Origin of the sequence: Aeromonas rivuli, assembly GCF_020149575.1 — a bacterium.
In the GTDB taxonomy this organism is placed as follows: Bacteria; Pseudomonadota; Gammaproteobacteria; order Enterobacterales; family Aeromonadaceae; genus Aeromonas; species Aeromonas rivuli.
In genome coordinates this window covers 3242316-3263635 of sequence record NZ_CP079742.1, presented here as the reverse complement: position 1 = coordinate 3263635, position 21320 = coordinate 3242316, and the positions used below count along the sequence as shown (strand labels likewise).

At 58.5% G+C, this 21320-nt stretch carries 21 protein-coding genes; 7 read left to right on the top strand and 14 right to left on the bottom strand.

Annotated elements, in window-relative coordinates; all coding sequences use genetic code 11:
• Positions 1 to 70 precede the first annotated feature (70 nt).
• The 7 genes from KYK33_RS14965 to queF form a co-directional block, all read right to left on the bottom strand.
• On the bottom strand, positions 71 to 508 hold the full coding sequence (locus KYK33_RS14965) for a hypothetical protein (protein ID WP_224431049.1): 438 nt from the start codon (positions 506 to 508) through the stop codon (positions 71 to 73).
• 120 nt (positions 509 to 628) lie between these two features.
• Complete coding sequence (locus KYK33_RS14960; RefSeq protein ID WP_042040780.1) at positions 629 to 1636, bottom strand: isocitrate dehydrogenase; 1008 nt, start codon at positions 1634 to 1636, stop codon at positions 629 to 631.
• Positions 1637 to 1784: 148 nt separating this feature from the next.
• A complete protein-coding gene (gene xni, locus KYK33_RS14955) occupies positions 1785 to 2585 on the bottom strand; it encodes a flap endonuclease Xni (RefSeq protein ID WP_224431048.1) in 801 nt (266 codons plus the stop codon).
• A gap of 142 nt (positions 2586 to 2727) precedes the next feature.
• A complete protein-coding gene (gene ppnN / locus KYK33_RS14950) occupies positions 2728 to 4083 on the bottom strand; it encodes a nucleotide 5'-monophosphate nucleosidase PpnN (RefSeq protein ID WP_042041003.1) in 1356 nt (451 codons plus the stop codon).
• A gap of 245 nt (positions 4084 to 4328) precedes the next feature.
• Complete coding sequence (locus tag KYK33_RS14945; RefSeq protein ID WP_224431047.1) at positions 4329 to 5945, bottom strand: GGDEF domain-containing protein; 1617 nt, start codon at positions 5943 to 5945, stop codon at positions 4329 to 4331.
• Positions 5946 to 6037: 92 nt separating this feature from the next.
• Positions 6038 to 8305 (bottom strand): hypothetical protein, encoded by a 2268-nt coding sequence (locus KYK33_RS14940; RefSeq protein ID WP_224431046.1) that lies wholly within the window; start codon positions 8303 to 8305, stop codon positions 6038 to 6040.
• Positions 8306 to 8368: 63 nt separating this feature from the next.
• A complete protein-coding gene (gene queF / locus KYK33_RS14935) occupies positions 8369 to 9211 on the bottom strand; it encodes an NADPH-dependent 7-cyano-7-deazaguanine reductase QueF (RefSeq protein WP_224431045.1) in 843 nt (280 codons plus the stop codon).
• Positions 9212 to 9261: 50 nt separating this feature from the next.
• Here queF and syd point away from each other — a divergent pair, with 50 nt between their 5' ends.
• The gene (syd, locus tag KYK33_RS14930; RefSeq protein WP_224431044.1) at positions 9262 to 9810 is read left to right on the top strand and encodes a SecY-interacting protein; all 549 of its coding nucleotides are present in this window, start codon (positions 9262 to 9264) and stop codon (positions 9808 to 9810) included.
• A gap of 104 nt (positions 9811 to 9914) precedes the next feature.
• Here the strand turns inward: syd and KYK33_RS14925 are convergent, their stop codons facing one another.
• From KYK33_RS14925 to KYK33_RS14905, 5 genes are all read right to left on the bottom strand, one after another.
• Positions 9915 to 10688, bottom strand: coding sequence for a Zn-ribbon-containing protein (locus KYK33_RS14925; protein ID WP_042040774.1), 774 nt, complete (start codon positions 10686 to 10688; stop codon positions 9915 to 9917).
• A gap of 19 nt (positions 10689 to 10707) precedes the next feature.
• On the bottom strand, positions 10708 to 11022 hold the full coding sequence (locus KYK33_RS14920; protein WP_224431043.1) for a hypothetical protein: 315 nt from the start codon (positions 11020 to 11022) through the stop codon (positions 10708 to 10710).
• 95 nt (positions 11023 to 11117) lie between these two features.
• Positions 11118 to 11348, bottom strand: coding sequence for a DUF2789 domain-containing protein (locus KYK33_RS14915; RefSeq protein WP_042040772.1), 231 nt, complete (start codon positions 11346 to 11348; stop codon positions 11118 to 11120).
• 139 nt (positions 11349 to 11487) lie between these two features.
• Positions 11488 to 11790, bottom strand: a complete 303-nt coding sequence (locus tag KYK33_RS14910) for a DUF3301 domain-containing protein (RefSeq protein ID WP_042040771.1) — start codon at positions 11788 to 11790, stop codon at positions 11488 to 11490.
• Between the two features lie 22 nt (positions 11791 to 11812).
• A complete protein-coding gene (locus tag KYK33_RS14905) occupies positions 11813 to 12841 on the bottom strand; it encodes a DUF3549 family protein (protein ID WP_224433030.1) in 1029 nt (342 codons plus the stop codon).
• A gap of 238 nt (positions 12842 to 13079) precedes the next feature.
• Here KYK33_RS14905 and KYK33_RS14900 point away from each other — a divergent pair, with 238 nt between their 5' ends.
• From KYK33_RS14900 to ptsG, 6 genes are all read left to right on the top strand, one after another.
• Complete coding sequence (locus KYK33_RS14900) at positions 13080 to 13415, top strand: YqcC family protein (RefSeq protein ID WP_042040770.1); 336 nt, start codon at positions 13080 to 13082, stop codon at positions 13413 to 13415.
• A gap of 95 nt (positions 13416 to 13510) precedes the next feature.
• Positions 13511 to 14281, top strand: a complete 771-nt coding sequence (gene truC / locus KYK33_RS14895; protein WP_224433029.1) for a tRNA pseudouridine(65) synthase TruC — start codon at positions 13511 to 13513, stop codon at positions 14279 to 14281.
• 105 nt (positions 14282 to 14386) lie between these two features.
• Positions 14387 to 14830: a flavodoxin gene (locus KYK33_RS14890; RefSeq protein WP_042040769.1), complete on the top strand. Its 444-nt coding sequence runs from the start codon at positions 14387 to 14389 to the stop codon at positions 14828 to 14830.
• 539 nt (positions 14831 to 15369) lie between these two features.
• Entirely contained in the window at positions 15370 to 16626 is a 1257-nt protein-coding gene (locus KYK33_RS14885) for a maltoporin (protein WP_310504049.1), read from the top strand.
• A 91-nt stretch (positions 16627 to 16717) separates the two neighbouring features.
• The gene (locus tag KYK33_RS14880) at positions 16718 to 17692 is read left to right on the top strand and encodes a MalM family protein (protein ID WP_224431041.1); all 975 of its coding nucleotides are present in this window, start codon (positions 16718 to 16720) and stop codon (positions 17690 to 17692) included.
• 425 nt (positions 17693 to 18117) lie between these two features.
• Complete coding sequence (gene ptsG, locus KYK33_RS14875; protein ID WP_224431040.1) at positions 18118 to 19548, top strand: PTS glucose transporter subunit IIBC; 1431 nt, start codon at positions 18118 to 18120, stop codon at positions 19546 to 19548.
• 237 nt (positions 19549 to 19785) lie between these two features.
• Here the strand turns inward: ptsG and KYK33_RS14870 are convergent, their stop codons facing one another.
• Together KYK33_RS14870 and dapD are read right to left on the bottom strand one after the other, a co-directional pair.
• The gene (locus KYK33_RS14870; protein WP_224431039.1) at positions 19786 to 20169 is read right to left on the bottom strand and encodes a DUF3461 family protein; all 384 of its coding nucleotides are present in this window, start codon (positions 20167 to 20169) and stop codon (positions 19786 to 19788) included.
• A 221-nt stretch (positions 20170 to 20390) separates the two neighbouring features.
• The gene (gene dapD, locus KYK33_RS14865; protein ID WP_224431038.1) at positions 20391 to 21218 is read right to left on the bottom strand and encodes a 2,3,4,5-tetrahydropyridine-2,6-dicarboxylate N-succinyltransferase; all 828 of its coding nucleotides are present in this window, start codon (positions 21216 to 21218) and stop codon (positions 20391 to 20393) included.
• Positions 21219 to 21320: the final 102 nt, after the last annotated feature.

Below are 21320 nucleotides of genomic sequence, written 5' to 3'. Positions count from 1 at the left end.
CGGCTCTGGCCGGTCTTTTTCTTTTCTCCGATACGCTCTGCTTAGGCTGCCAGTTTGTGCAAGACGGAGCTCAGAACTTGTAGTCGAAACGCAGGGAGGACTCATCATCGGTGAGCTTGATCTCGACTTGCAGCGGTATCTTCTTGTCGGTCGGGTTGAATTGCATCTTGACCCCATCCCCGCGCAATTTGACGGCGGTGTTCATGCCACCTGCCTTGAACTTGACCCTGGGCCGGAAGTTCTCGAAGGCGAGGCTGACACTCTTCTCCGGCGTCAGGTTGAGCTTTTGATAGGGGGTGATGGTCTTGTTGCCGAGGTTGTCCGTACTGATATCTACCCCGAACGACATCGGTTTGGGGGCTTTCAGCAGGTCATTGGTATCCAGGCTGGATTGCCAGGTCTGGGTGGGGGTCTGTTCGGGTGCCTCTTTCCAGGCTCGTTGTGCGACGGGTCTGTCGATGGCCATTACCCCGCTGCTTATGAGTAGCAGCATCAGCATAGCGCGCATGTCGGATCTCCTTATCCTTGGTCTATTGAACATAGTTGCCAATGGAACAGGGGGGAAGCGGCGCGCCGGAGAAAATAGAGGGAGCCGAAGCTCCCTTTTTGAATCAATCAGTTGAGGGGTTTACAGCCGGGCGATGATGGCCTGGGTGAACTCATCGGTGGAGGCAGTGCCGCCCAGATCCCGGGTCACACATTCTCCCGCTTCGATGGTGCTGCGCACCGCTTCGCGGATCTGCTCAGCCTTGTCCTGCATACCTAAGTACTCCAGCATCTGGATAGAGGCCAGGATCACCGAGGTGGGGTTGGCAATGTTCTTGCCCGCGATGTCGGGGGCCGAACCATGCACCGCCTCGAAGATGGCCGCGCCATCGCCAATGTTGGCGCCTGGGGCCATGCCCAGTCCGCCAACCAGGCCTGCGCACAAGTCCGAGAGAATGTCGCCAAACAGGTTGGTGGTGACCATGACATCGAAGCGCTCCGGGTACATCACCAGATTCATGCAGGCGGCATCGACGATCATCTCCTCGCTCTGGATATCCGGGTAGCGAGCGGCAATTTCCCGTGCCACTTCCAGGAAGAGGCCGGAGGTGGATTTGAGGATGTTCGCCTTGTGGACGATGGTGACCTTCTTGCGGCTCTCTTTGCGTGCCAGCTCATAGGCGAAGGTGACGATTCGCTCGGCGCCATCGCGGGTGATGATGCTCATCGCCTCGGCACTGCGGTTATCTTCGCTGCGCTTCTGGCCAGCCCCCGAATACATGCCTTCGGTATTCTCCCGCACCGTGATGATGTCGATGTTCTCGTAGCGACTCTTGGTGCCCTTGAAGGAGATGACGGGGCGGACATTGGCGTAGAGGTGAAACTTCTTGCGCAGGGAGACGTTGATGGAGGTGAAGCCGCCGCCGACCGGTGTGGTGAGTGGCCCCTTGAGGCTTATCTTGTTCTTTTCAATCAGATCGAGGGTGGATTGGGGCAGCAACTCACCGTGCTTCTCGAGGGCCACCAGGCCCGCATCGGCGTACTCATATTCGAAGTCACAGCCTGCATGGGTCAGGATCTGGATGGCGGATTCAATGATGCTGGGGCCTATGCCGTCGCCCGGGATGACGGTGATCTTGGTTTTTGACATGAAACTAATCCACTTCTAGGGAACGAGGAGGGGGAGGATTCGGCGGTTTTTATATCATTTTCACCCAAAAACCACCATGTTTCTTTACATTTTACCGGTTTTCATCAACAGCGAAGGTGAGCCCGATCATGCTTGTGGCTATTTGCACTCAGCGGGCGCAATAGCGGATCTCCTGCAGATTGAAGCCCAGCGGGATATCGAGGCGCAGGCGAACCAGGGTCTGGGCGAGTCTGGCCTCTTCGGCCTGGGCCAACACCTTCTGCAGGGGCTTGCCTGCATCTTCGGGGGCCACCTCGAGCATCTGGGCCAGGCTGCCATATTGCTGCAACAACAGCGTCGCGCCCTTGGGGCCAATGCCCGCTACCCCCTTGATGTTGGAGCCGCCGACACCGGTCAATGCCCAGAAGTCCACCAGCTGCGTCGGCGCAACGCCGTACTGCTGCTGGACGAAAGCGGTATCCAGCCAGCGCTTGTTGAAGTAGTCACGGATCTGGATCTGCGGGCAAATGAGCTGGCAGAACCCCTTGTCGGTGGAGATGATGGTGGCGTTGTGACCATGGCGGGCGATGCCGCAGGCCAGGGTCCCTATCAGGTCATCGGCCTCATCGGTTTCGGAGAGCAGGGCGTCGATGCCGCACTCCCAGAAGGCATCCTGCAAGCTGGCGAGCCCGGCTCTGAGTTCAGGAGGCATGGGGTTGCGTCCCTCTTTATAAGCGGGGTAGCGCGCCTTGCGCCAGCCTGGCACCTCACCATCGAGCTCACTATCAAATACGGCGATGACATGGGTCGGCTCACTGGCCGCCAGCAGTTTGCGGCTGGTGTTGATGAGATTGGCCCGGGTGGCGATCAGAGCCTGCTCCGGGCTCAGGGATTGCTGGGCCTGCACCGCATGGAGGCGGCGGATGAGGTTGAGTGCATCGATGATCAGCAGATGGGATTTGGGCGGCATAGCGGTGTGCTTTCTCGAATGGCCAGATCCTCGGGGCCCGGCGGTGGTGACAAGGCGCTGATGCGCTCGGATGGCCATTGTAACAAGGGAGGGGCGCCATTGCGCCCCTCCCTTCATCTTGTCTGCATCGATGTGCGGCTGATCAACGCACAATCTCGTAGCAGGGGATGTACTGGCTACCCGGCAGCTTCATGCGCTGCTGTTTGACGAAGCTCTCCAGCAGGGTATCCATGCGCTGCATCAGCTCCTTGTCCCCGTGCAGCTTGAAGGGGCCATGTTGTTCGATGGCCTGCAGCCCCGCTTCCTTGACGTTGCCCGCCACTATGCCGGAGAAGGCACGGCGCAGGTGCGCAGCGAGCTGCTGTGGAGCCTGGTTGCGATGCAAGTCCAAGGCGGCCATGTTGGCGTGGTTGGGCTCGAATGGCAGCTGGAACTCGGGCTCTATCTTGAGGGACCAGTTGAAGGAGTAAGCGTCCCCCACGGACTTGCGGTATTCACGGATCCGCGGCATGGCCTCCTTCATGGCGCGGGCCACCTCGGGGGCATCTCCCACCACGATGCGATAGAGGCTGGTCGCAGGTTCGCCCAGGGTCGCCTTGATGAAGTCATCGATGGCGCGGAAGTAGTCGGCACTCTCCCTGGGTCCCGTCAGTATGATGGGGATGGGTTGGCGCTCGTTGGCCGGGTGCATCATGATGCCGAGCAGGTAGAGCAGCTCCTCGGCGGTGCCGACTCCACCCGGGAAGATGATGATGCCGTGGCCCAGACGCACGAAAGCCTCGAGCCGTTTCTCTATGTCCGGCAGTATCACCAGCTCGTTGACGATAGGGTTGGGGGGCTCGGCGGCGATGATGGAGGGCTCGGTCAGGCCGATATAGCGGCCATTGCGAACCCGCTGCTTGGCGTGGCCCACGGCGGCCCCCTTCATCGGACCCTCCATGGCGCCAGGGCCGCAGCCGGTACAGATGTTGAGTTCACGCAGGCCGAGTTCGCTGCCCACCTCACGGGTGTACTGGTATTCAGTCTCGTTGATGGAGTGACCGCCCCAGCACACGACCAGGTTGGGATCCGCCCCCGGATGGATCGCCTTGGCGTTGCGCAGCATGGAGAACACCAGATTGGAGATGTGGCTCGGGCTGGTCAGGTCGACCAGGCGGTTGGCATCGATCTGGTTGGAAACGTAAAGAATATCGCGCAGCACGGAGAAGAGATGCTCCTGGATGCCGCGGATGATTTCGCCATCGACGAAGGCGTGCTCGGGGGCGTTGAACAGCTCGAGCTTGACCCCGCGCTCGCGCCGGATCACGTGAATATCGAATGATTTGAAACGCTCCAGTATCTCTTTGGAGCTGTCGGTGTGGCTACCCGAGTTCAGGACCGCCAGCGAGCAGTTGCGATAGAGTTGATAGATATCGCTGGAGGCCGTTTGCTTGAGTCTGTCGACCTCAAGCTGGGACAGCAGGTCCATGCTGCCCACGGGATTGATGTGTGTGATCATGATCTTCCCCTTCTCGCTCAATTGTTATCGTTCTCTCTTTCCCTGGGGATAGAGGGGATGCCTTTGGGCATCCCTCTCGCCTGATAGTAGAGCGAACTTGAGGGGAAGGGGAATAGGGGGCCGTGCGACTGTTGCTTTTTTGAGCGCTTCATCGGGCTGGTATGGCCCCTCGATCAGACAAGGCAGGGCCGATGTATCACGAACCGTGCCACCGCCAGCGCTGCCCGGCGCTGGCAGTACCGGGATTATCCGAGGTCGGTATTGACCCTGTCCCTGCCGCCATTCTTGGAACCGTACAGCGCCTTGTCGGCCCGCTCGAAGGCATCCGAGGGTTGATCCCCCTCCTTGAACAGGGTGGCACCGATGGAGATGGTGATCTCGACCCTGGCATCGCGAAACCTGAATGGAATGCTCTTGATCGCCTTGCGCAGATTTTCGAGGGGTGTCTCGAACTTGTCCGGGTTGACGTTGGGCAGCAGCACCACGAACTCCTCACCGCCGAAACGGGCGATGAAGTCGGTATCGCGCAGGGATTTTTGCAATGCCTTGGCAACCACCTTCAACGCCTTGTCGCCGGCCATGTGGCCATAGTTGTCGTTGATGTTCTTGAAGTGATCGATGTCGATGATGGCCAGGCACAGGGGGGTGCGGTAGCGCAGCCAGCGTTTGTATTCGAGCTCGAGCCGCTCATCCAGCGCCGCCCTGTTATGGACCTGGGTCAGGCTGTCGAGGAACAGCTTGTGCTTCTGGATGGTGAGCCGCTTCTTGTACTCCGCCGTCTCCTCCTTCATCAGCCGCAACTTGGCCTCCATGGTGGAGAGGCGGGTGATGAGATGCAGTTCCCGGGCCGTCATGCTCTCCCGCTCCCGCAGCAGCAAGCCGATGGTGGCCATGTGCTCGCTGATGGCCTCCTTGAGCGCCTCGGAGGAGTGGTGGCGAGTGAGGGTGTCATCGATGGCCTGGACTTCGTTATCCAGGGCCACGCGGCTGGTCTGGCTCGCCTGCTGCAAGGCTCGCCCCTCATCCAGCGACTCGGTGAAGTTGAAATGGACCGAGGAGAGGCTCTCATTGAGGGCCGTCAGGAAGGCACGGGAGCTTTTACGCTCCTCGCGGGTGCCCTCGATGATGAGCTGGATCACCTGCAGGCAGGATTCGGCCAGCAGAGTGGGATCCATTCCCATCAATAGCTGACGGCGAATTTCCGCCAGGCTCTCACCCACGGCACCGGCAAAATCGAGCTCGGTAATGAGGCGCTGCAGTTCATCGGCGATACGGCTATAGACCTTGCCATCCAGGCAGGCGGCCGCCTCGCCAGTCTCCTTGCTTGCGGAAGCCAGACCCTGGCCCGCGGTGTCGAGGGAGGGGAGGTTTGCGGGTAACAGCTGGATCTTGATGGCCTGCTGATAGAACTCCAGCAATTGAGTGACCCGGCGCTGATGATCGCTGAGGCCATAACCATTGGGGGCGGCCAGGAATGCCTTGAGGGACTTTCGGGTCTCTTCCGGAAAGCCCTTGAGGGATTTGAGTTGCCTGGAGCCGAGCTCGATGGCACCCGCGGTCAGGCTGATCGACTCCTCAAGCGCCGTGCTGTGCTGCTGCAGCAGCTTCTCGATGGCGGCGAGATCCTGATCCAGATGGGTCAGAGAGGGCTGGCCATCCAGCTTCTGTTTGAGCTTGGCGAGTTTGCTGTCGAGTTCGCGATCGTGGCCGCGGCAGGCTTGCATCAGTTTGGCGATAAACTGAATGCTGCGGCTGCGCTCGGCCTGGGAGCAGAGCACTGTCTCGTCGAGTTCAAACTGTTTGCGCTGAAGGGACTCTCTGAGTCTGGCCAATTGTCCCGCTACGGCAGTGATGTCATTCATTCTTCAGGCTGCCCTGTTTGTTATTATTTATGGCGGTGGGATAGTCCTCTGCGGGCGAGGCCGACTCAGATCCCCAGCGATTCGCTATCTTGTCATCGATCATCTGTGCCCTTCGTCCGTGACAGGCCAGGCCAGTTGATCCACTGTTTGTCGTGAGAAGAGTTTACTTTTACCAATCCCTTGTCAATCGCCATCAGACAGCATTGCCACACATCTCCGTTAAAAAACGCGGCCTGTTGACAGTCGATCGCGGCCAGCTCCAACCAGGCGCTCTGATTGGCCCGCTCGCTGAGCTGGATTGCACCTGCCAGGGCCAGGTAGCAGAGATCGAACAGGCCGAGATGATCGAGGGCGGTAGCCGCCTTGGGCAGGAAGGGATGACTGACGATGCCGAGGCTGATGCGGCGATCGATGGGCTGAGCGCAGGGGAAGGCGGCGAGCTGCTCGAGCAGCTCCCGGGCCAGTTGATGCAGCTGTGCGACATGACGCTGGGGCACCACATAGAGCAAGTGGCCCTCGCGCAGGTCATAGATACGGCCATCGGGCGGCGTCAGCCCGGCGACATAGTCGCCGAATGCCGTCTCAATCTCCCTCGCTAGCTGATAACCGTGTCGTTCCAGGTTGTTGGCCAGGAAGGGCACCTTGAAGAGCAGATAGTGCAACTTGTCATCAAACTCACCCTCGGTCAGCTCATTCAGGTACCAGCGCTCCGATTGTTGCTGACGCTTGGCCATCTCTTTTGGCCAGCGGTTCATCAGGCGCTGCCAGTTGGCCAGACCGCTACGGGGCTCTTTCAGGGTGGCTTCTCCCAGGAAACGCGCCTGTTGGCGGGTGCTCTTGAGCCGCAGCCAGAGGGTGAAGAAGAGGTAGATGAAGAAGGCCAGCAGCAGACCTGTGATGACACTCGACCAGAGGTAGCGCTCCTGCTGATGGCGGCTGTTTTCCAGGCTCAGCTCCAGGGACTTGATCTGCTGCTCACGCTCGACCTGGGTGTAGTTGTCGCGAATGGCCTCTTGCTCCAACGCAACCTGTTGCTGGCTGATCTGTTCGCTCAGCTGGTGGAAGCGCTTATAGCTTTCCAGCGCCTGCAGCAGATAATCCTTCTGCTCATAAGCGAGAGAGAGCAGGCGATAGATCTGGAACTGGCGACCGGTATCGGCAATCTGGTTGGCAAGGTCCAGGGCATTTTCCAGTTGCAAGATGGCGATGGCAGCCTCTTTCTGCTTGAGGTGCAGTTCACCGAGCAGCAGCAGGGTATCGATGAGGGGTCGCTTGTCATCCTCCGCCCGATGCGCCTGGCGCGCTGCGCTCAGATAGCTGCGAGCGAGGGGCAGGTTGCTGTTTTGCAGATAGGTTTTGCCTATTTCGTACTTGAGCTGCGCGACCTGGATGCGCTGGTGCCCCTCGTCGAGCAGGTCCAGGGCATTGAAGAAATAGACCAGGGCCATGTTCATGTCGCCCTGGGTACGGTTCAGGCGCGCCAGCACGGTCAGTGCCTGGCTGAGCAACACGGGATTGCCGAGGGCGTGGAAGTAGTTGGCCGCCTCGTTGGCGTACTGCAACGCCTTCTGGGGCTCCTGCTCTTCCTGATAGAGATCCACTATCTGATTGGCGAGCAGGCCGAGGAACAGGGGATCCGCCAGGGGGCGAGCCTGTTGCTGGGCCGAAATATAGTCGCCAAGGGCGAGCTGGGGCTGCCTGAGGGCATGGTAGAGATCGCCGCTGACCGCATCGACCCAGGCTTGTGCCTTGCTATCGCCTATGGTGCGGGCCCATTGCCGGGATTCGCTGAGTCGTTGTTTGGCCTCCTCGAACTGATGAGATTCGATAAGGTCGGTGATGCGCAGTAGTCGGCTATAGACCTGGAGCGGGCTGTTCTTGAGGGCTGTTGCACCGAGCAACTGATCGAGCTGGGTGCGAAGGGGCACATAATCACGGCCGCTGCCGAGCAGCGCTTTGTTGCGCAGCATCAGATAGAGGCTCTGGGCTTGCAGCTCGGGTTGCTTCTCCTTGCTTGCCAGGGCCAGGGCCTGCTGCAGCTCCTGATCCGCCAGCCGGTGTTGAGCGAGTTGGATCAGGCACTCACCCTTGAGCAGGTGTGCCCCCGTGGCTTGGGCGATGGTGCCGAAGCTGAGCATGGGCTCGCGGTAGCCGTAATCTTGACGATTGCTGATGATTTGCTTGGGATTATTGGCCGTGCGGACCAGGAAGGCCGAGGTGATCTCTACGCATCTGGCCGGATCGCTCAACACCAGGGTCTGAGCCTGTTGCAGATCGATAGACAATTGATCCTTGGTCAGATCCACATTGGGAGCCGACAGGGAGGACATCATCATTGCCAGAAAAAACAGTTGATTCATTAGATTAAGGGCCGCACGGGAGTGAGGGCATGTTATCCAAGCCCCCCCCCGTGAGTCCAGAGTTTACTGACGGATCAGTCGAAGGTTCTCACTTGGTTCTTCCCAGTCGCTGCGGAACGGGTTGATATCCAGGCCGCCCCGGCGGGTATAGCGGGCATAGACGGTGAGTTGCTGCGGGGCGCAGTGCTGTTTGAGGTCGGTGAAAATCCGCTCGATACACTGCTCGTGGAACTCGTTGTGCTGGCGAAACGAGATGAGATAGCGCAACAACTTCTCCCGATCCAGACGCAGGCCCCGATAGTGGATGACCACTGAGCCCCAATCCGGTTGGCTGGTGACCAGGCAGTTGGACTTGAGCAGGTGGCTGTGCAGCGTCTCCTCTACCTCGTCTTGACCGGCGGCCCCGATCAGCAGATCTGCATCGAACTCATAGTTGTCGATCTCGATGTCGAGGTCATCGATGCACTCGCCCGGCAAGTCCACTATCTGCTGCGGCGCCTGTGCCAGGGGAGTGAGGGTCACGGCGACCTCGGCGCCAGCACAGGCGCTCAGGTCTTTGGCAAGCAGCTCGCGGACCGCCGCCAGGCTAGTGCAGCGAGTCTGGTTAAAGGAGTTGAGATAGAGCTTGAACGACTTGGACTCGATGAGGTTCAAACTGGTGGCGGGCACGCTTATCTCACCCAGCGCCACCACAGGTTTGCCTTTGTCATTGAGCCAGGAGAGCTCGTACAGGGTCCAGATGTCGGCGCCATGGAAGGGCAAGGGATCCGGCAGGGCCAGATCGTTTCGGTTCAGACTGCGGGGCACGGGTTGCAGCAAGGAGGGGCTGTACTGGCTGATGTAGGCGGACTGTTGGCCCAGGCTCAGCCCCAGCAGGGCGTTGGCGTATCTGTCTTGTTTGCTCATGGGATTGATGGTGCAATAGCGAATGTTGTCGCTAATTGTGAGGAATTTCGATGTCGGATCAAGTCTTGTCTGCCCTGGCGCATTTTTTTTCGCGCTGGCAACGCGACGGTGAGGCGAGACGGGGTCTGCCCTTGTGTCAGTGGGAGCCGGATTGGCGCTCCCCTTGTGAGCTGAGTGAAGCCAATGGCGGGCTGGTCGCCTGGCGTCCCCATGCTCGCACTGACGCTGCCGACTTCACCGCCCTGGAGGGCGCCCTGGAGCTGGAACTGCACCCGAGTGCCAAGCTGTGGTTTGGCCACTGGTTCAGTCGTCCACTGCCATGTCTGTTCAAGGGATTGAGGCTGGAGCTGATCCTGCCCTGGAATGAACAGGATCTCGATCTGCTGCGCGAGAACCTGATAGGTCACCTGCTGATGCTACGCAAGCTCAAGCGCTCCCCATCACTCTTTATTGCCACGACCCGCAACGAGATGACGCTCATCTCCCTGGATAACGAGACGGGGCAAGTGTGGCTGGAGTGGTTGGACAGCGGCCGTCGGCTGGTACTGGCCCCCTCTTTGCCGCACTTCTTGGCGAGGCTGGAGACCTTGCCGGACTAGCTGCGTCAAGTCGGTTTCCATGCAAAGGGCGTCCCGGTCGGACGCCCTTTGTGTTTGGGGAGAAGGAGCATGGGGAGCGCAGCCCTGCCCGGGCGCGCAACCTGCTAATCCTTGAAGTCCCAGGAGATATTGGAGATCAGCCGACAGGGCTGGCACTGGAAGTCGAAGATCTCATGCAGGGGGGTTGGCAGGGCCCAGTCACCGCCACAGCCGGGGCAGGGGCGAGCGCGCTCCTCCGGGGCACTCAGGCCGCCGACGCGGTAGAGATAGTAATAGACGGGGATGCCGGTCAGGGCTTCGAGCCGCTTGCACAAGTCAGTACCACGCCGAGCCAGGCGGCTGCCGGGATCGCCAATCTCGTGCAGTGCCACATGTTCGGCAATGGAGCCATTCATCTGCAGCTGATCGCACGCTTCCCAATCTTCCTGCCACTTGATGATCTGCTTCTGATCGCCATTGGCGATGGCGGGCAACCGATAGAGGGGCACGGGGGCAAAGTGATCGCCGCAGCGCAGGGGGGAGCAACTGTGCAGGAAGCTGGTGTAGAGCAGTAACCAGCTCGGTCGTCCGCAAGGGTCGGTGCCATCTGAGAGCAGATCGGCTCCCAGCAGCTGTAGCTTGGGGGCGAGCAGGCCTGCCTGGTGCAGGCCTTGTTCGGCCAGGACAACCTGTTCACTCTGGTTATCCGGGTGCAGGCTATCTTGCTCCGGGCAGACCACCCGGCTGACGAAGTGGCCTTGCTGCATGCTGGTGGGAAACTCCCGGCCCAGGATCTGACCCTGATAGCGCAGCATGTCCAGATAATTGACGATGGCGCGCTCGGCGTCGCCGAGGGAAGTATCGCGGTAGCATTCGAAAGTCAGTTCGAGAATATACATGGAGAGAGCTGGGCCTGATTTAGCGGGGCTGGGTCATGAGGGCAAGCAGACGATCCAGCTTCTGTTCGAGTCTGTCGAGCTGGGCGGCGAGGCTCTGCACGCTGGGCTCATGGGGCAGGGGCTCTTGGTGGGGTTGTGGCCCCTCATGCCTGTCATGGGGCGCTGGCTCGTCCTGTTGCTCTTTGAGTTGTGCCTGCTTCCACTGACTGAGGCTCTTGAGCAGCTCGGCCATGGGCACGGCCTGGCTCAGGCGCGCCTTGACCATGGCGGTGGTGGGGGTGATGCCGCGGGCTTTGAGCTCGCTGGCAATCTGGTGGATCTCGGCGGATGACATTGGGCTTCCTCTGGTTCTCTCTCACGGGCAGGCACCGGCTTGGCGGCGCTGGGCGGCCAGAGCTTACCCTGACTGCGCCTTGCCGAACAGGGGCCTCACTGGCGCAGCAGTACATCGAGTTGATCTATGGTCTCGCTCCAGGCGGCGTCATCGCGCAGGGATTCCCGCAGGAATTGGGCCTGGGAGGCGTTCCAGAACGGTGCCTCGCTCAGTTCCATCTCTTTTTGCAGGCTATGGCTGTCGATGAAGTGACGCAGGCTGGCCGCATCATTGGCCAGTCCCAGCTGGGCAAAGAGGGTAGGCATGTCATGTACCATGGGGTCCATCGTCTTTCTCCTTGAATGAAACCCCTAAATTATAGACAGCCCGCCTCCCTTCCTGGTCCCTGGTCGTCCAATGGGCCGTGCTCAGCGCCAGTCATCCGGCACTTGTCACCGCCACAAGCCCCTGGCCCGGGTGGTCATTTTATCCACCGCCGGGCAGCCGGTGCGGCGGGATCTCAACCCCTGCCACGTTGAGCCCCTGCATGGTGAGGGTGCCAAGATAGTGACTCTCCCCATCGCTGCTGAATTCAAACTCGTAGCAGGTGAGCAGGCGCAGCGGCCGGTGGGCAAGCCGCCTGTGGCTGCGCGCCACCGACAGCAGTTGCAACTCATGCTGCTGGCAGTAGCGCCTCAGGTATTGCCAGGCCAGCTCGGCCTGACGCCGCTGGTGCCAAAACGCGCTGGCCAGACAGACCAGCAGCATGATCCAGAGCATTTCTTCCATGGACGGGCTCCTTGAGGCCGGGTCAGTTGGCGTTGAACAGGCGACCGATGGCGCGGCTCAGCGCCTCGCTGCGATCCGGACTGCGCAGGATGGCGAGTACCTGGGGACGCAGCAGTGGCAGGGTAACCAGCTCGGCGAAGACCTGATTGAAGAAGGGGGTCGGCTGGTCAGCGAGTCGTTCCAGGAAGAGATCGAGCAGGGGACCCTGTTGCAGATCCGGCCAGAGCCGTCCGGCGATGGCGAGCAACAGACTGGGGCTGGGCTGGGTTTCCAGCAGAGTCAGCAACTTGTTGGTGCGAGCCTGGTTAGTGGCACTGGCGGCGAAGGCGCGACACAGATAGGCCAGGGTCTCGGGATCCGGGGAGGCGCACTCCTGCTCCTTGCCAAGGCGCTCAAGCAAGGCACCTTGCAGCGCAGGGGGCAGGGCGGCACTCTCCAGGCTCTGGCACAGGGCGTGGAGCGGCTCATCGGGCAGGCGCGCCATGGCCTTGCACACCAGCGCCAGATTGCTCTCTTGCTGCAAGCGCTCGGCGAAGTCGGCAAAGCCCTGCAGGCCGAGCTGTTGCCAGCCATCCTGCCCGGGTGCTGCCAGATAGTGGCACAGCGCCTGATAATAACTGGAGGGGGCCTGCTCGAGCTGGCGTCCCAGCTTGGCGTGCAGACTGGCCATCTTGGCTTCGGCCGGGCGGAAGGTGTAAGGGTTGTCTGCCAGTCGCTTGGCGGTGGCATCGTCCAGATCGCCGGTGAGTTTGTAGCCCAGGGTCTCGGCGACCAGATCCATGAAATGCTTGGGGCCGGCCGAGATGAGCAGGCCGCGCTCATCGAGGGCAAACTTGAGGAACCAGAGATAATGTTTCTCTTCGGTCGCTTGAAAGAAATGCACCCCCAGCCAGGCGTGTTGCTGCAACGGCCAGGGGTAGGGGATGGCCTGCTGCTCGATGCGCACAAACTCGGCGTTGTCGAGGGGGCGGACCTGGCGGCCCAGATCAAACAGCTGGAATTGCGTCTCGGCCTGGGTCAGGAAGTCGGTCAGGGTATGGATGGCGGTCATGGCATGGGATGGCTGATGGGTCATGGCCCCGATTATAAGGAGCCTGCTTCAGATAGCCAGCGGTGAGGGAGTGAGGGCTTGCGGCCCCCTGCCTAAGCCCGGTGAGATTGTGTATAGTGGCGCCCCTTTCGATACGCCCTATGAACAGTGTGGTGCTTTGCATCCACCGGGTGATTCATGACGACAAAGGGGAGCCGGTGCAACGAGCCCGGTTGGCAGAGATAGTGAGGAGTTGATGATGAACAAGTATCTGTTAGTGGCTGGCCTGCTGGGCGAGCTGAGCGCCGAGTTGCAGCGTTTGGATCGCTGGCAGCTGGACAATCCGGGTGAAGAGGCGTTGGCCAGCACACTGCCATTTTGCGTCGATACCCTGAGTTTTGATCAATGGTTGCAGTTCGTGCTGATCCCGCGCATGGAGCAGCTGGTGCTGCTACAGGCGCCCTTGCCAAGCAGCGTCTCTCTCTATCCCATGGCGAGCGAGAGCTATAAGGAGGAGCTGGCGGAGGTGACTGACTTGCTGCGGCTCATCGCCCGTTTCGATCTGCTGCTCTCAGGCAAAGTGGTGGAGCAGTGACTTGCCCCTCATCCCCTGGGGATGAGCTGAGACCCACAGGGGCAGATGCTGGGGAGGGCGATAGTGCACTGCACCACAGCTCATCCTTGGACTCATTGCCCGCCGATGAGCAACGGCTGGATGAACTGAGGCCGACCCTGCTCTATCAGGATGAGTGGTTGGTGGCGGTCAACAAACCCTCGGGACTGCTGGTGCACCGCAGCTGGCTCGACAAGGGCGAGACCCGCTTCGCCATGCAGATGACCCGGGATCTCATCGGTGGCCGTCATGTCTACCCGGTACATCGGCTCGACAGACCCACCTCGGGTGTGCTGCTCTTTGCCCTGAGTCCCGAGGTGGCACGCAGCCTGACCGAGGCCTTCAGTGGGCGACGGGTACACAAAGAGTATCTGGCGCTGGTGCGCGGCTGGGCTCCCGAGCAAGGACTGATTGACTATCCGCTCAAAGAGCAGCTGGACAAGATAGCCGATGCCCTCGCTACCCGAGACAAACCCGCCCAGGAGGCGGTGACCAGCTTCAGGCGTCTGCATCAGGTCGAACTGCCCCATGCGGTTTCCAAGCAGCATGCCACCAGCCGTTACAGCCTGGTGCGACTCTTCCCCCACACGGGACGCAAGCATCAACTGCGCCGTCACATGGAGCACCTCTTCCACCCCATGGTCGGGGATACCACCCATGGGGATGGTCGCCACAATCGCTTCTTCCGGGAACATTTTGGCTGCCAGCGCCTGTTGCTGGTGGCGCGTACCCTCAGCTTCGAGCACCCCGTGCTCAAGGTACCCATGCGTATTCAGGCCCCGCTGGGTGCCGAGTTGTTGACGCTATTTGGCAAGCTGGGCTGGCCAGCCAGCGAGAGTGACTACTGAGGGGAATCGGCTTAACACCAGTCAAATCAGTGTATTGATCTCTTGACCTGTCCCCCGGATGCTCGCTGTGGCATGCTGAAACCATTCCCAACGCGAGGAGGCAAGATGGCACAGATAGATATCGTAGTGGGCAGCGTCTATGGCGCCGCCTTCCTGGTCGCCGAGACCCTGATGGATGAACTGACGGGCCAAGGGCATGAGTGCAACCTGCATGAAGAGGCCCGCCTCGAGGACATCTCGCCGACCCGTTTCCTGCTGCTCGTCTCGGCAACCACAGGGCAGGGGGATGTGCCCCCCAATCTGGAAGCCTTCGCCGCCGATCTGAAAGACAGGGCGCCCTATATGAAGGGGCTCAATTATGCGGTGATCGCCATGGGTGACAGCAGTTATGAGCACTTCTGCGGCGCGGGTCGTCAGCTCGACACCTTGCTGCTGGAATTGGGGGCCCAACCCTTGCAGCCCAGACTGGAAATTGATGCGACTGTGGTCGATGAACCTGAAGTGGTCGCACTGGCCTGGCTAAGAGAGTGGCAGGGGCAACTCCAGTGAATTGACCGATTAATGCACTCTCATCGCTATTTATAATCGATAACACGGGCCCTCCATATTGGGCCCGTTATTTTTCCTGCATCCCTTCCTCACACACACATTTATTTCCTTCCCCTACTATGATTAATTAGAGCTCTTACTCTTAAACAGGGTGCAGATAAAAGAGTGGCGTGCTGACAAGTCTCAAATTTAAAAGTTCCTCATTGAAAGCGATTTCAGTCATGTTTTTGTCATTGTTTTGATGGTTTATTACTTATTGCTCGATGCGAATTAATTGATGACACCGTTTTCAGATTGTGTCTGTGTGGTCATTTTTCGATTTAATGGGTGAGTTGTTGCTATTTTATGGCTTCGTACGGGCATTATTAGCCCACTGGGGTAATTGGGCGCTATTTGTCCCTGTTTTGTGAATTGGCTCATGTTTGTCCCCATATCGCCTACCTATAATCGACCCCGGTTATCACCGAAACGTTTTTATGGTGATAGGAAGTTAAACCTAAGGATCACACACTCCTCAGCGGGAAATAAGGAAAATGAAAATGAAAGCAAAGTGGCTCCCGATCGCTGCAGCAGTTACCGCAGCCCTGGCTTCTCAAGCCGCCTTCGCCGTTGATTTCCACGGCTACTTCCGTTCCGGTGTCGGCATCTCCGAAGATGGCGACATGCAGACCTTCGACAAGCAGAAAGTCGGTCGTCTGGGTAACGAGAACGAAACCTATGGCGAAGTACAACTGGGCCAGGAAGTTTATAACAAGGATGGCAAGTCCTTCTATGTCGACTCCATGGTGGCCATGGTCACCAACCAGTCCAATGACTTCGAAGGTACTGGCACCAGCTGTAATTTCGACACCAAGCAGTGTGAAGATGACGCCACTTTTGCCCTTCGTCAGTTCAACGTCCAGGCCAAGGGCGTGCTGGGCTTTGCCCCGGAAGCCACCCTGTGGGCCGGTAAGCGTTACTACCAGCGTCACGACATCCACATCTCCGATTTCTACTACTGGGATGTGTCCGGTCCTGGTGCCGGGATTGAGAACATCCAGGCCGGTCCGGGCAAACTGTCCCTGGCCTGGACTCGCAGCGATGCCGGTGAGCTGAACAACAACATACTGGACGTGCGTTACGCCGGTATTCCGCTGTGGAGCGATGCTTCCCTGGAAGTGGGCGCTGACTATGCCATCGCCAACCCCACCGACGATCAGGACAAGCTCGATGGCGACATCAAAGATGGTGTCATGCTGACGGCTGAACTAACCCAGAACATGTTGGGCGGTTTCAACAAAACCACGCTGCAGTACATGAGCGACAGCTATGCCACCCTGCCGATTTACTACGGCGCCGGTAACTGGACCAGTCAGGATGGTGCCAGCGGTGACGGCTTCCGCATCATCAACTGGGGCGTACTGCCGATCGGTGACAAGGTCGAGTTTGGTCACCAGCTGGTTTATGGTCAGTCCAACGACGTGACCATCAACGGTGTGACTGGTTCTGATGCCGATACCTTCTCTGCCGTGATCCGTCCCATGTACAAGTGGGATGACATCCAGAAGACCATTCTGGAGCTGGGCTACTATCATGACACTCAGGACGTCCGCGATCAGGACAGCCAGGACCGCAACGGTCAGAAGTACACCATTGCCCAAGCCTGGTCTGCCGGTCCCAGCTTCTGGGCCCGTCCGGAGATTCGCGTGTTCGCTTCCTACCTGAAGTCCGGTGGCGATAACGGCCAGACTTTCAATGGCAGCAACAACGATGACAACACCTGGAACTTCGGTGTCCAAGCGGAAGCTTGGTGGTAAGCCCGACTTTCAGTTAAGTTAGTGACTGCCCCCACTTGGGGGCAGTTTCGTTTCGCCGGGTAACGGCCACCGGATAAGAGGGATAATAAGAATGACGCTGGTAAAGATGTCGATTGCCGCCGCAGTGACCGTCTGGTTGACCGGTTGTGCGGGTAATATGGGCGTGCCCTTGCAAGAGCATGCGGCCGTTCTGGACAATGCCGATCAGGCCAAGCAGGCCCTGTCGCAGGCCAGCAACTGCTGTGCCGGTTTCAATGAGTTCCAATATGCCAATCTGCCGGAAGGGGAGACGCTGCTTAGCCTGGATGGCAAGCAACCCAGCTACCGTTTCGATGAAGGCATGAGCTATTTTGCCGCTTATCGTCTGCCCAAAGACACGGGTAACCTCTACATTCGCTTGGCCTCACAGGTTGGCAAAACTGTGCTGCAACCCAAGGTTGTCATGCTGGATGCCAATTTCAAGGTGACCCGTGTACTGGGTGAATCTGTGTTCTCCTATCAGCCTGCTCACCTGATGGATGCCGATCGCATCGAGGGCAAGGTGTTTGTCGATCGCAGCATGCCGGGCAATCCCGCGAGCGAAACCTATATGGTGGTCTATGCACCGGCAGATCAGTTGAGTGGTGCCACCACCATCTTGCACCCTGCCAAAGCCTTTGCCCGGGCCAACAACACAGTCGAACCCGATATCAAGGATCCGGTGATCCCTCACTCCCCTTGGGGACTGGTACAGATAGTGGTCACCGACATGGCCAAGGCACAGGGTATTGAGGCCGTGTTCACACCAGAATATGCCGATAAAGTTGCCATGAGTCAGGCCAAGCCAGCCACCACGGCAGTCGTTGCCACTGGCGCGACGGCAACCGCTGTAGCTGCGACGGCGCCAAGCAAACCCGCGCCAGCCATGCTGAGCGAGACAGAGGCGTTCTATCAGTCTCAGATCGAGAAAGCGGTCAAGGCTGGCGATATCGATAAAGCGATGCAATTGGTCAGTGAAGCCGAGCGGGGCGGTTCTAGCCGAGCCAAGTCAGTATTCGTTGATGCGGTGAAAAAATCCCAAAAATAATAACGGATTTTTTATCCTTCACTATATTTATCAGGCCTCCATTGTCGGGGGCCTTTTTAATGGTTATATTGTTTCTACACAAGATGATTAAGTGGTTACATTGAGTTACGTTTCGTTTCCTTTTATTACGGTTGGCAGTATTTAGATGCAATCTGAAACGGCACTTTTCATCGAATTGAAATATAGTAATGTTGCCAAATTTTAACCAGAAAACGACGTTAAAGACTTATTTAAATCATCTTGTGATCTCCTCTCCAAATTTCCTATCTGCTAATTCCAGAGTAAAGAATTTCCCTTTTCTCTGGGTTATATTGTTCTCGTCAAAATAAAAACACCCGATCTCCCTTTTCCGGTTAGCTTTCATACCCGTGATAGGCTTAACTTCGAATGGGTCCGTTAGGGAACAATCATTCAGGAGTACACACATGTTACAAAACGCATTCTCCAACCTGCAGAAAGTCGGTAAGGCGCTGATGCTGCCTGTCTCGGTCTTGCCTGTTGCAGGTATCTTGCTGGGGGTGGGTGCCGCCCACTTTAGCTGGATGCCCGAAATCGTCTCCCAGTTGATGGAGCAAGCCGGTGGTTCAGTGTTTGGCCAGATGGCCCTGCTGTTCGCCGTGGGTGTTGCCCTTGGTTTCACCAACAATGATGGCGTTTCCGGCCTGTCAGCCATCGTCGGCTACGGCATCATGACGGCAACCTTGTCGGTGATGGCACCGGTGATGGGGGTCGACAAGATCGATACCGGTGTACTGGGGGGTATCCTCGCCGGTGGTGTGGCTGCCTGGGCCTTCAACCGTTTCTACAAGATCCAGCTGCCAGAGTATCTGGGCTTCTTCGCCGGCAAGCGCGCCGTGCCCATCATCACTGGTTTCGTCTCCATCGGTCTGGGTGTGATCCTGTCGGTGATTTGGCCACCGGTTGGCGGAGCCATTGCTGCCTTCTCCGATTGGGCTGCCAACCAGAACCCGGTACTGGCCTTCGGTATCTACGGCGTGGTTGAACGCTCCCTGATCCCGTTCGGTCTGCACCACATCTGGAACGTGCCTTTCTTCTATCAGGCGGGTACCTGTGTCAACGCTGCCGGTGAAACCGTACATGGCATCATGACCTGCTTCCTGACTGCTAACGACGCGACTCGCGCCGCTGGCAACGGCTTCGGCCAACTGGCCGGTGGCTACCTGTTCAAGATGTTCGGTCTGCCTGCTGCTGCGTTTGCCATTGCACACTCTGCCAAGCCGGAAAACCGTGCCAAGATCGTCGGTATCATGGCTTCTGCCGCCCTGACCTCTTTCCTGACCGGTATTACTGAGCCAATCGAATTCTCCTTCCTGTTCGTAGCGCCCGTACTGTACGCCATCCACGCGTTGCTGGCGGGCCTGGCTTATGTGCTGACCAACTCCCTGGGCATTGTCCACGGTCATACCTTCTCCAACGGTTTCATCGACTTCGTGGTGCAATCCCCCAATGCCCAGAAGATGTGGCTGCTGGTGGGTCTGGGCCTGGCCTATGCCGCGCTCTACTACGTGGTGTTCACCGTTGTCATCCGTGCCATGAACCTGAAAACCCCGGGTCGTGAAGACGAAACCGTGGAAGTGAATGCCGTCCAAAGCAAAGACGATATGTCTGCTGCTCTGGTTGCCGCTTTCGGTGGTAAAGATAACATCGCCTCTCTGGACGCCTGTATCACTCGCCTGCGGGTTGGTGTGAAAGAGGTTGCCAAGGTTGACCAGGCTGGCCTGAAGAAGCTGGGTGCTGCCGGTGTGGTCGTTGCTGGCTCTGGTGTACAAGCCATCTTCGGTACCAAGTCTGACAACCTGAAAACCGACATGGATATCTGGATGAAGAGCAACTAATCCGCTTGCTTGAAAGACAGAGATGAAAAGGGAGGCGCCAGCCTCCCTTTTCTATTGCGGCCGCTGAGTGTTTGCGCTGGCAAGGCGGTGAAAAGCCCGGTTTGCGTGGCAGCTTGTGATGGAGTGGCAGTGCCTTGTATCAGGCGGCTGAACGACGAGGCGAGAGGTTTTTTACACCTTAGCCAATAGCAAGGGCGCCATCAGGCGCCCTTGCTATTGGTGCGGCGCTGGCCGCTATCAGAGTTTCTCGAGATCTTTCTCTATCTCGCTGATCTTGTTGGCCACCACTTTTTCCAGGTGGCGCAGATCCCGCAGTATCTTCTGTTTGATATCAGGGTCGGCCTGGCTATGGATCCCCTGGGTCAGGCTGTCGAGTTCATCCACCACATACTTGAGGTTGGCATTGATCTCGGTGACATCCTTGTACTGGTGGGTACCAGAGTCGACCAAAATGGTTTTGCGTTGTCGGGGGTATTTAAACTTGACGCTCTTGGCGAAGAACTCTCCTTTCAACTTCTTGAAGTAGATCTTGAGGATATCGTGGTTCGCTTCCTGACGGAGGGTGTAACTGTCCACTGCCGCGGGATCCTGGATCCCCAAACTCTTCAGATTCTCGTACATTCGACTATTTCCTTGGCTTAAAACCGTCTCGCCCACCCATGATAACCGAGAAAGCGCGACAGGCCTGTGACTGGGCCGCCAAAATAAAAAGAGGTCCGCACGAACCCTTTTCCAGAAGGAGAGCGTAGGGGCTGGCATCATCGATGACGATCCGATCCCATCGGGGCAAGATAACAACAAAATAGGCGCCATAAGGCGCCTGTTTTGCATTCAATGACTCATCACTCGTCGATGGAGCGCAGCAGGGCATTGATACCCACCTTGGCGCGGGTCTTGGCATCGACCTTCTTGACGATGACCGCCGCATAGAGGCTGTACTTGCCACATTTGGAGGGCAGGGAGCCGGAGACGACCACTGAACCTGCCGGGACGCGGCCATAGTGGATTTCGCCGGTTTCACGGTCATAGATACGGGTGGATTGGCCAATGAAGACGCCCATGGAGATGACGGAGCCTTCCTCGACGATCACGCCTTCTACCACTTCGGAGCGGGCACCGATGAAGCAGTTGTCCTCGATGATGGTCGGGTTGGCCTGCAGTGGCTCCAGCACGCCGCCGATGCCGACGCCGCCGGAGAGGTGGACGTTCTTGCCAATCTGAGCACAGGAGCCGACGGTGGCCCAGGTATCGACCATGGTGCCTTCATCGACGAAGGCGCCGATGTTGACGTAGGAGGGCATCAGCACGGTATTGGGCGCGATGAAGGAGCCTTTGCGGGCGGTGGCCGGCGGCACGACGCGCACACCGGCTGCCTTGAACTGCTCGGCAGTAAAATCGGAGAACTTGAGCGGAACCTTGTCAAAGTACTGGGCGTCGTCGCCCTTGATGATGCCGTTGTCATTGATGCGGAAGTAGAGCAGCACCGCTTTCTTCAGCCACTGGTGGACGACCCACTCGCCAGCAATCTTCTCGGCGACCCGCGCCTTGCCGCTGTCCAGCAGCTCGATGGCTTGCAAAATGGCGGCCTTGGTGGCGCCATCGACGGAGCCTGGGGTGATGGTGTCGCGGCGCTCGAAAGCCGACTCAATGATCTGTTGCAACTCGGTCATGATGGGGTTCCTTTAAAAAATTCCGTTTGTTGTATCACACTTTTCCCGCCGGTTTTAAGGGGGAGGGTCGATTTCTTCGTCCAGCAAGCGGCCGGGACTGGC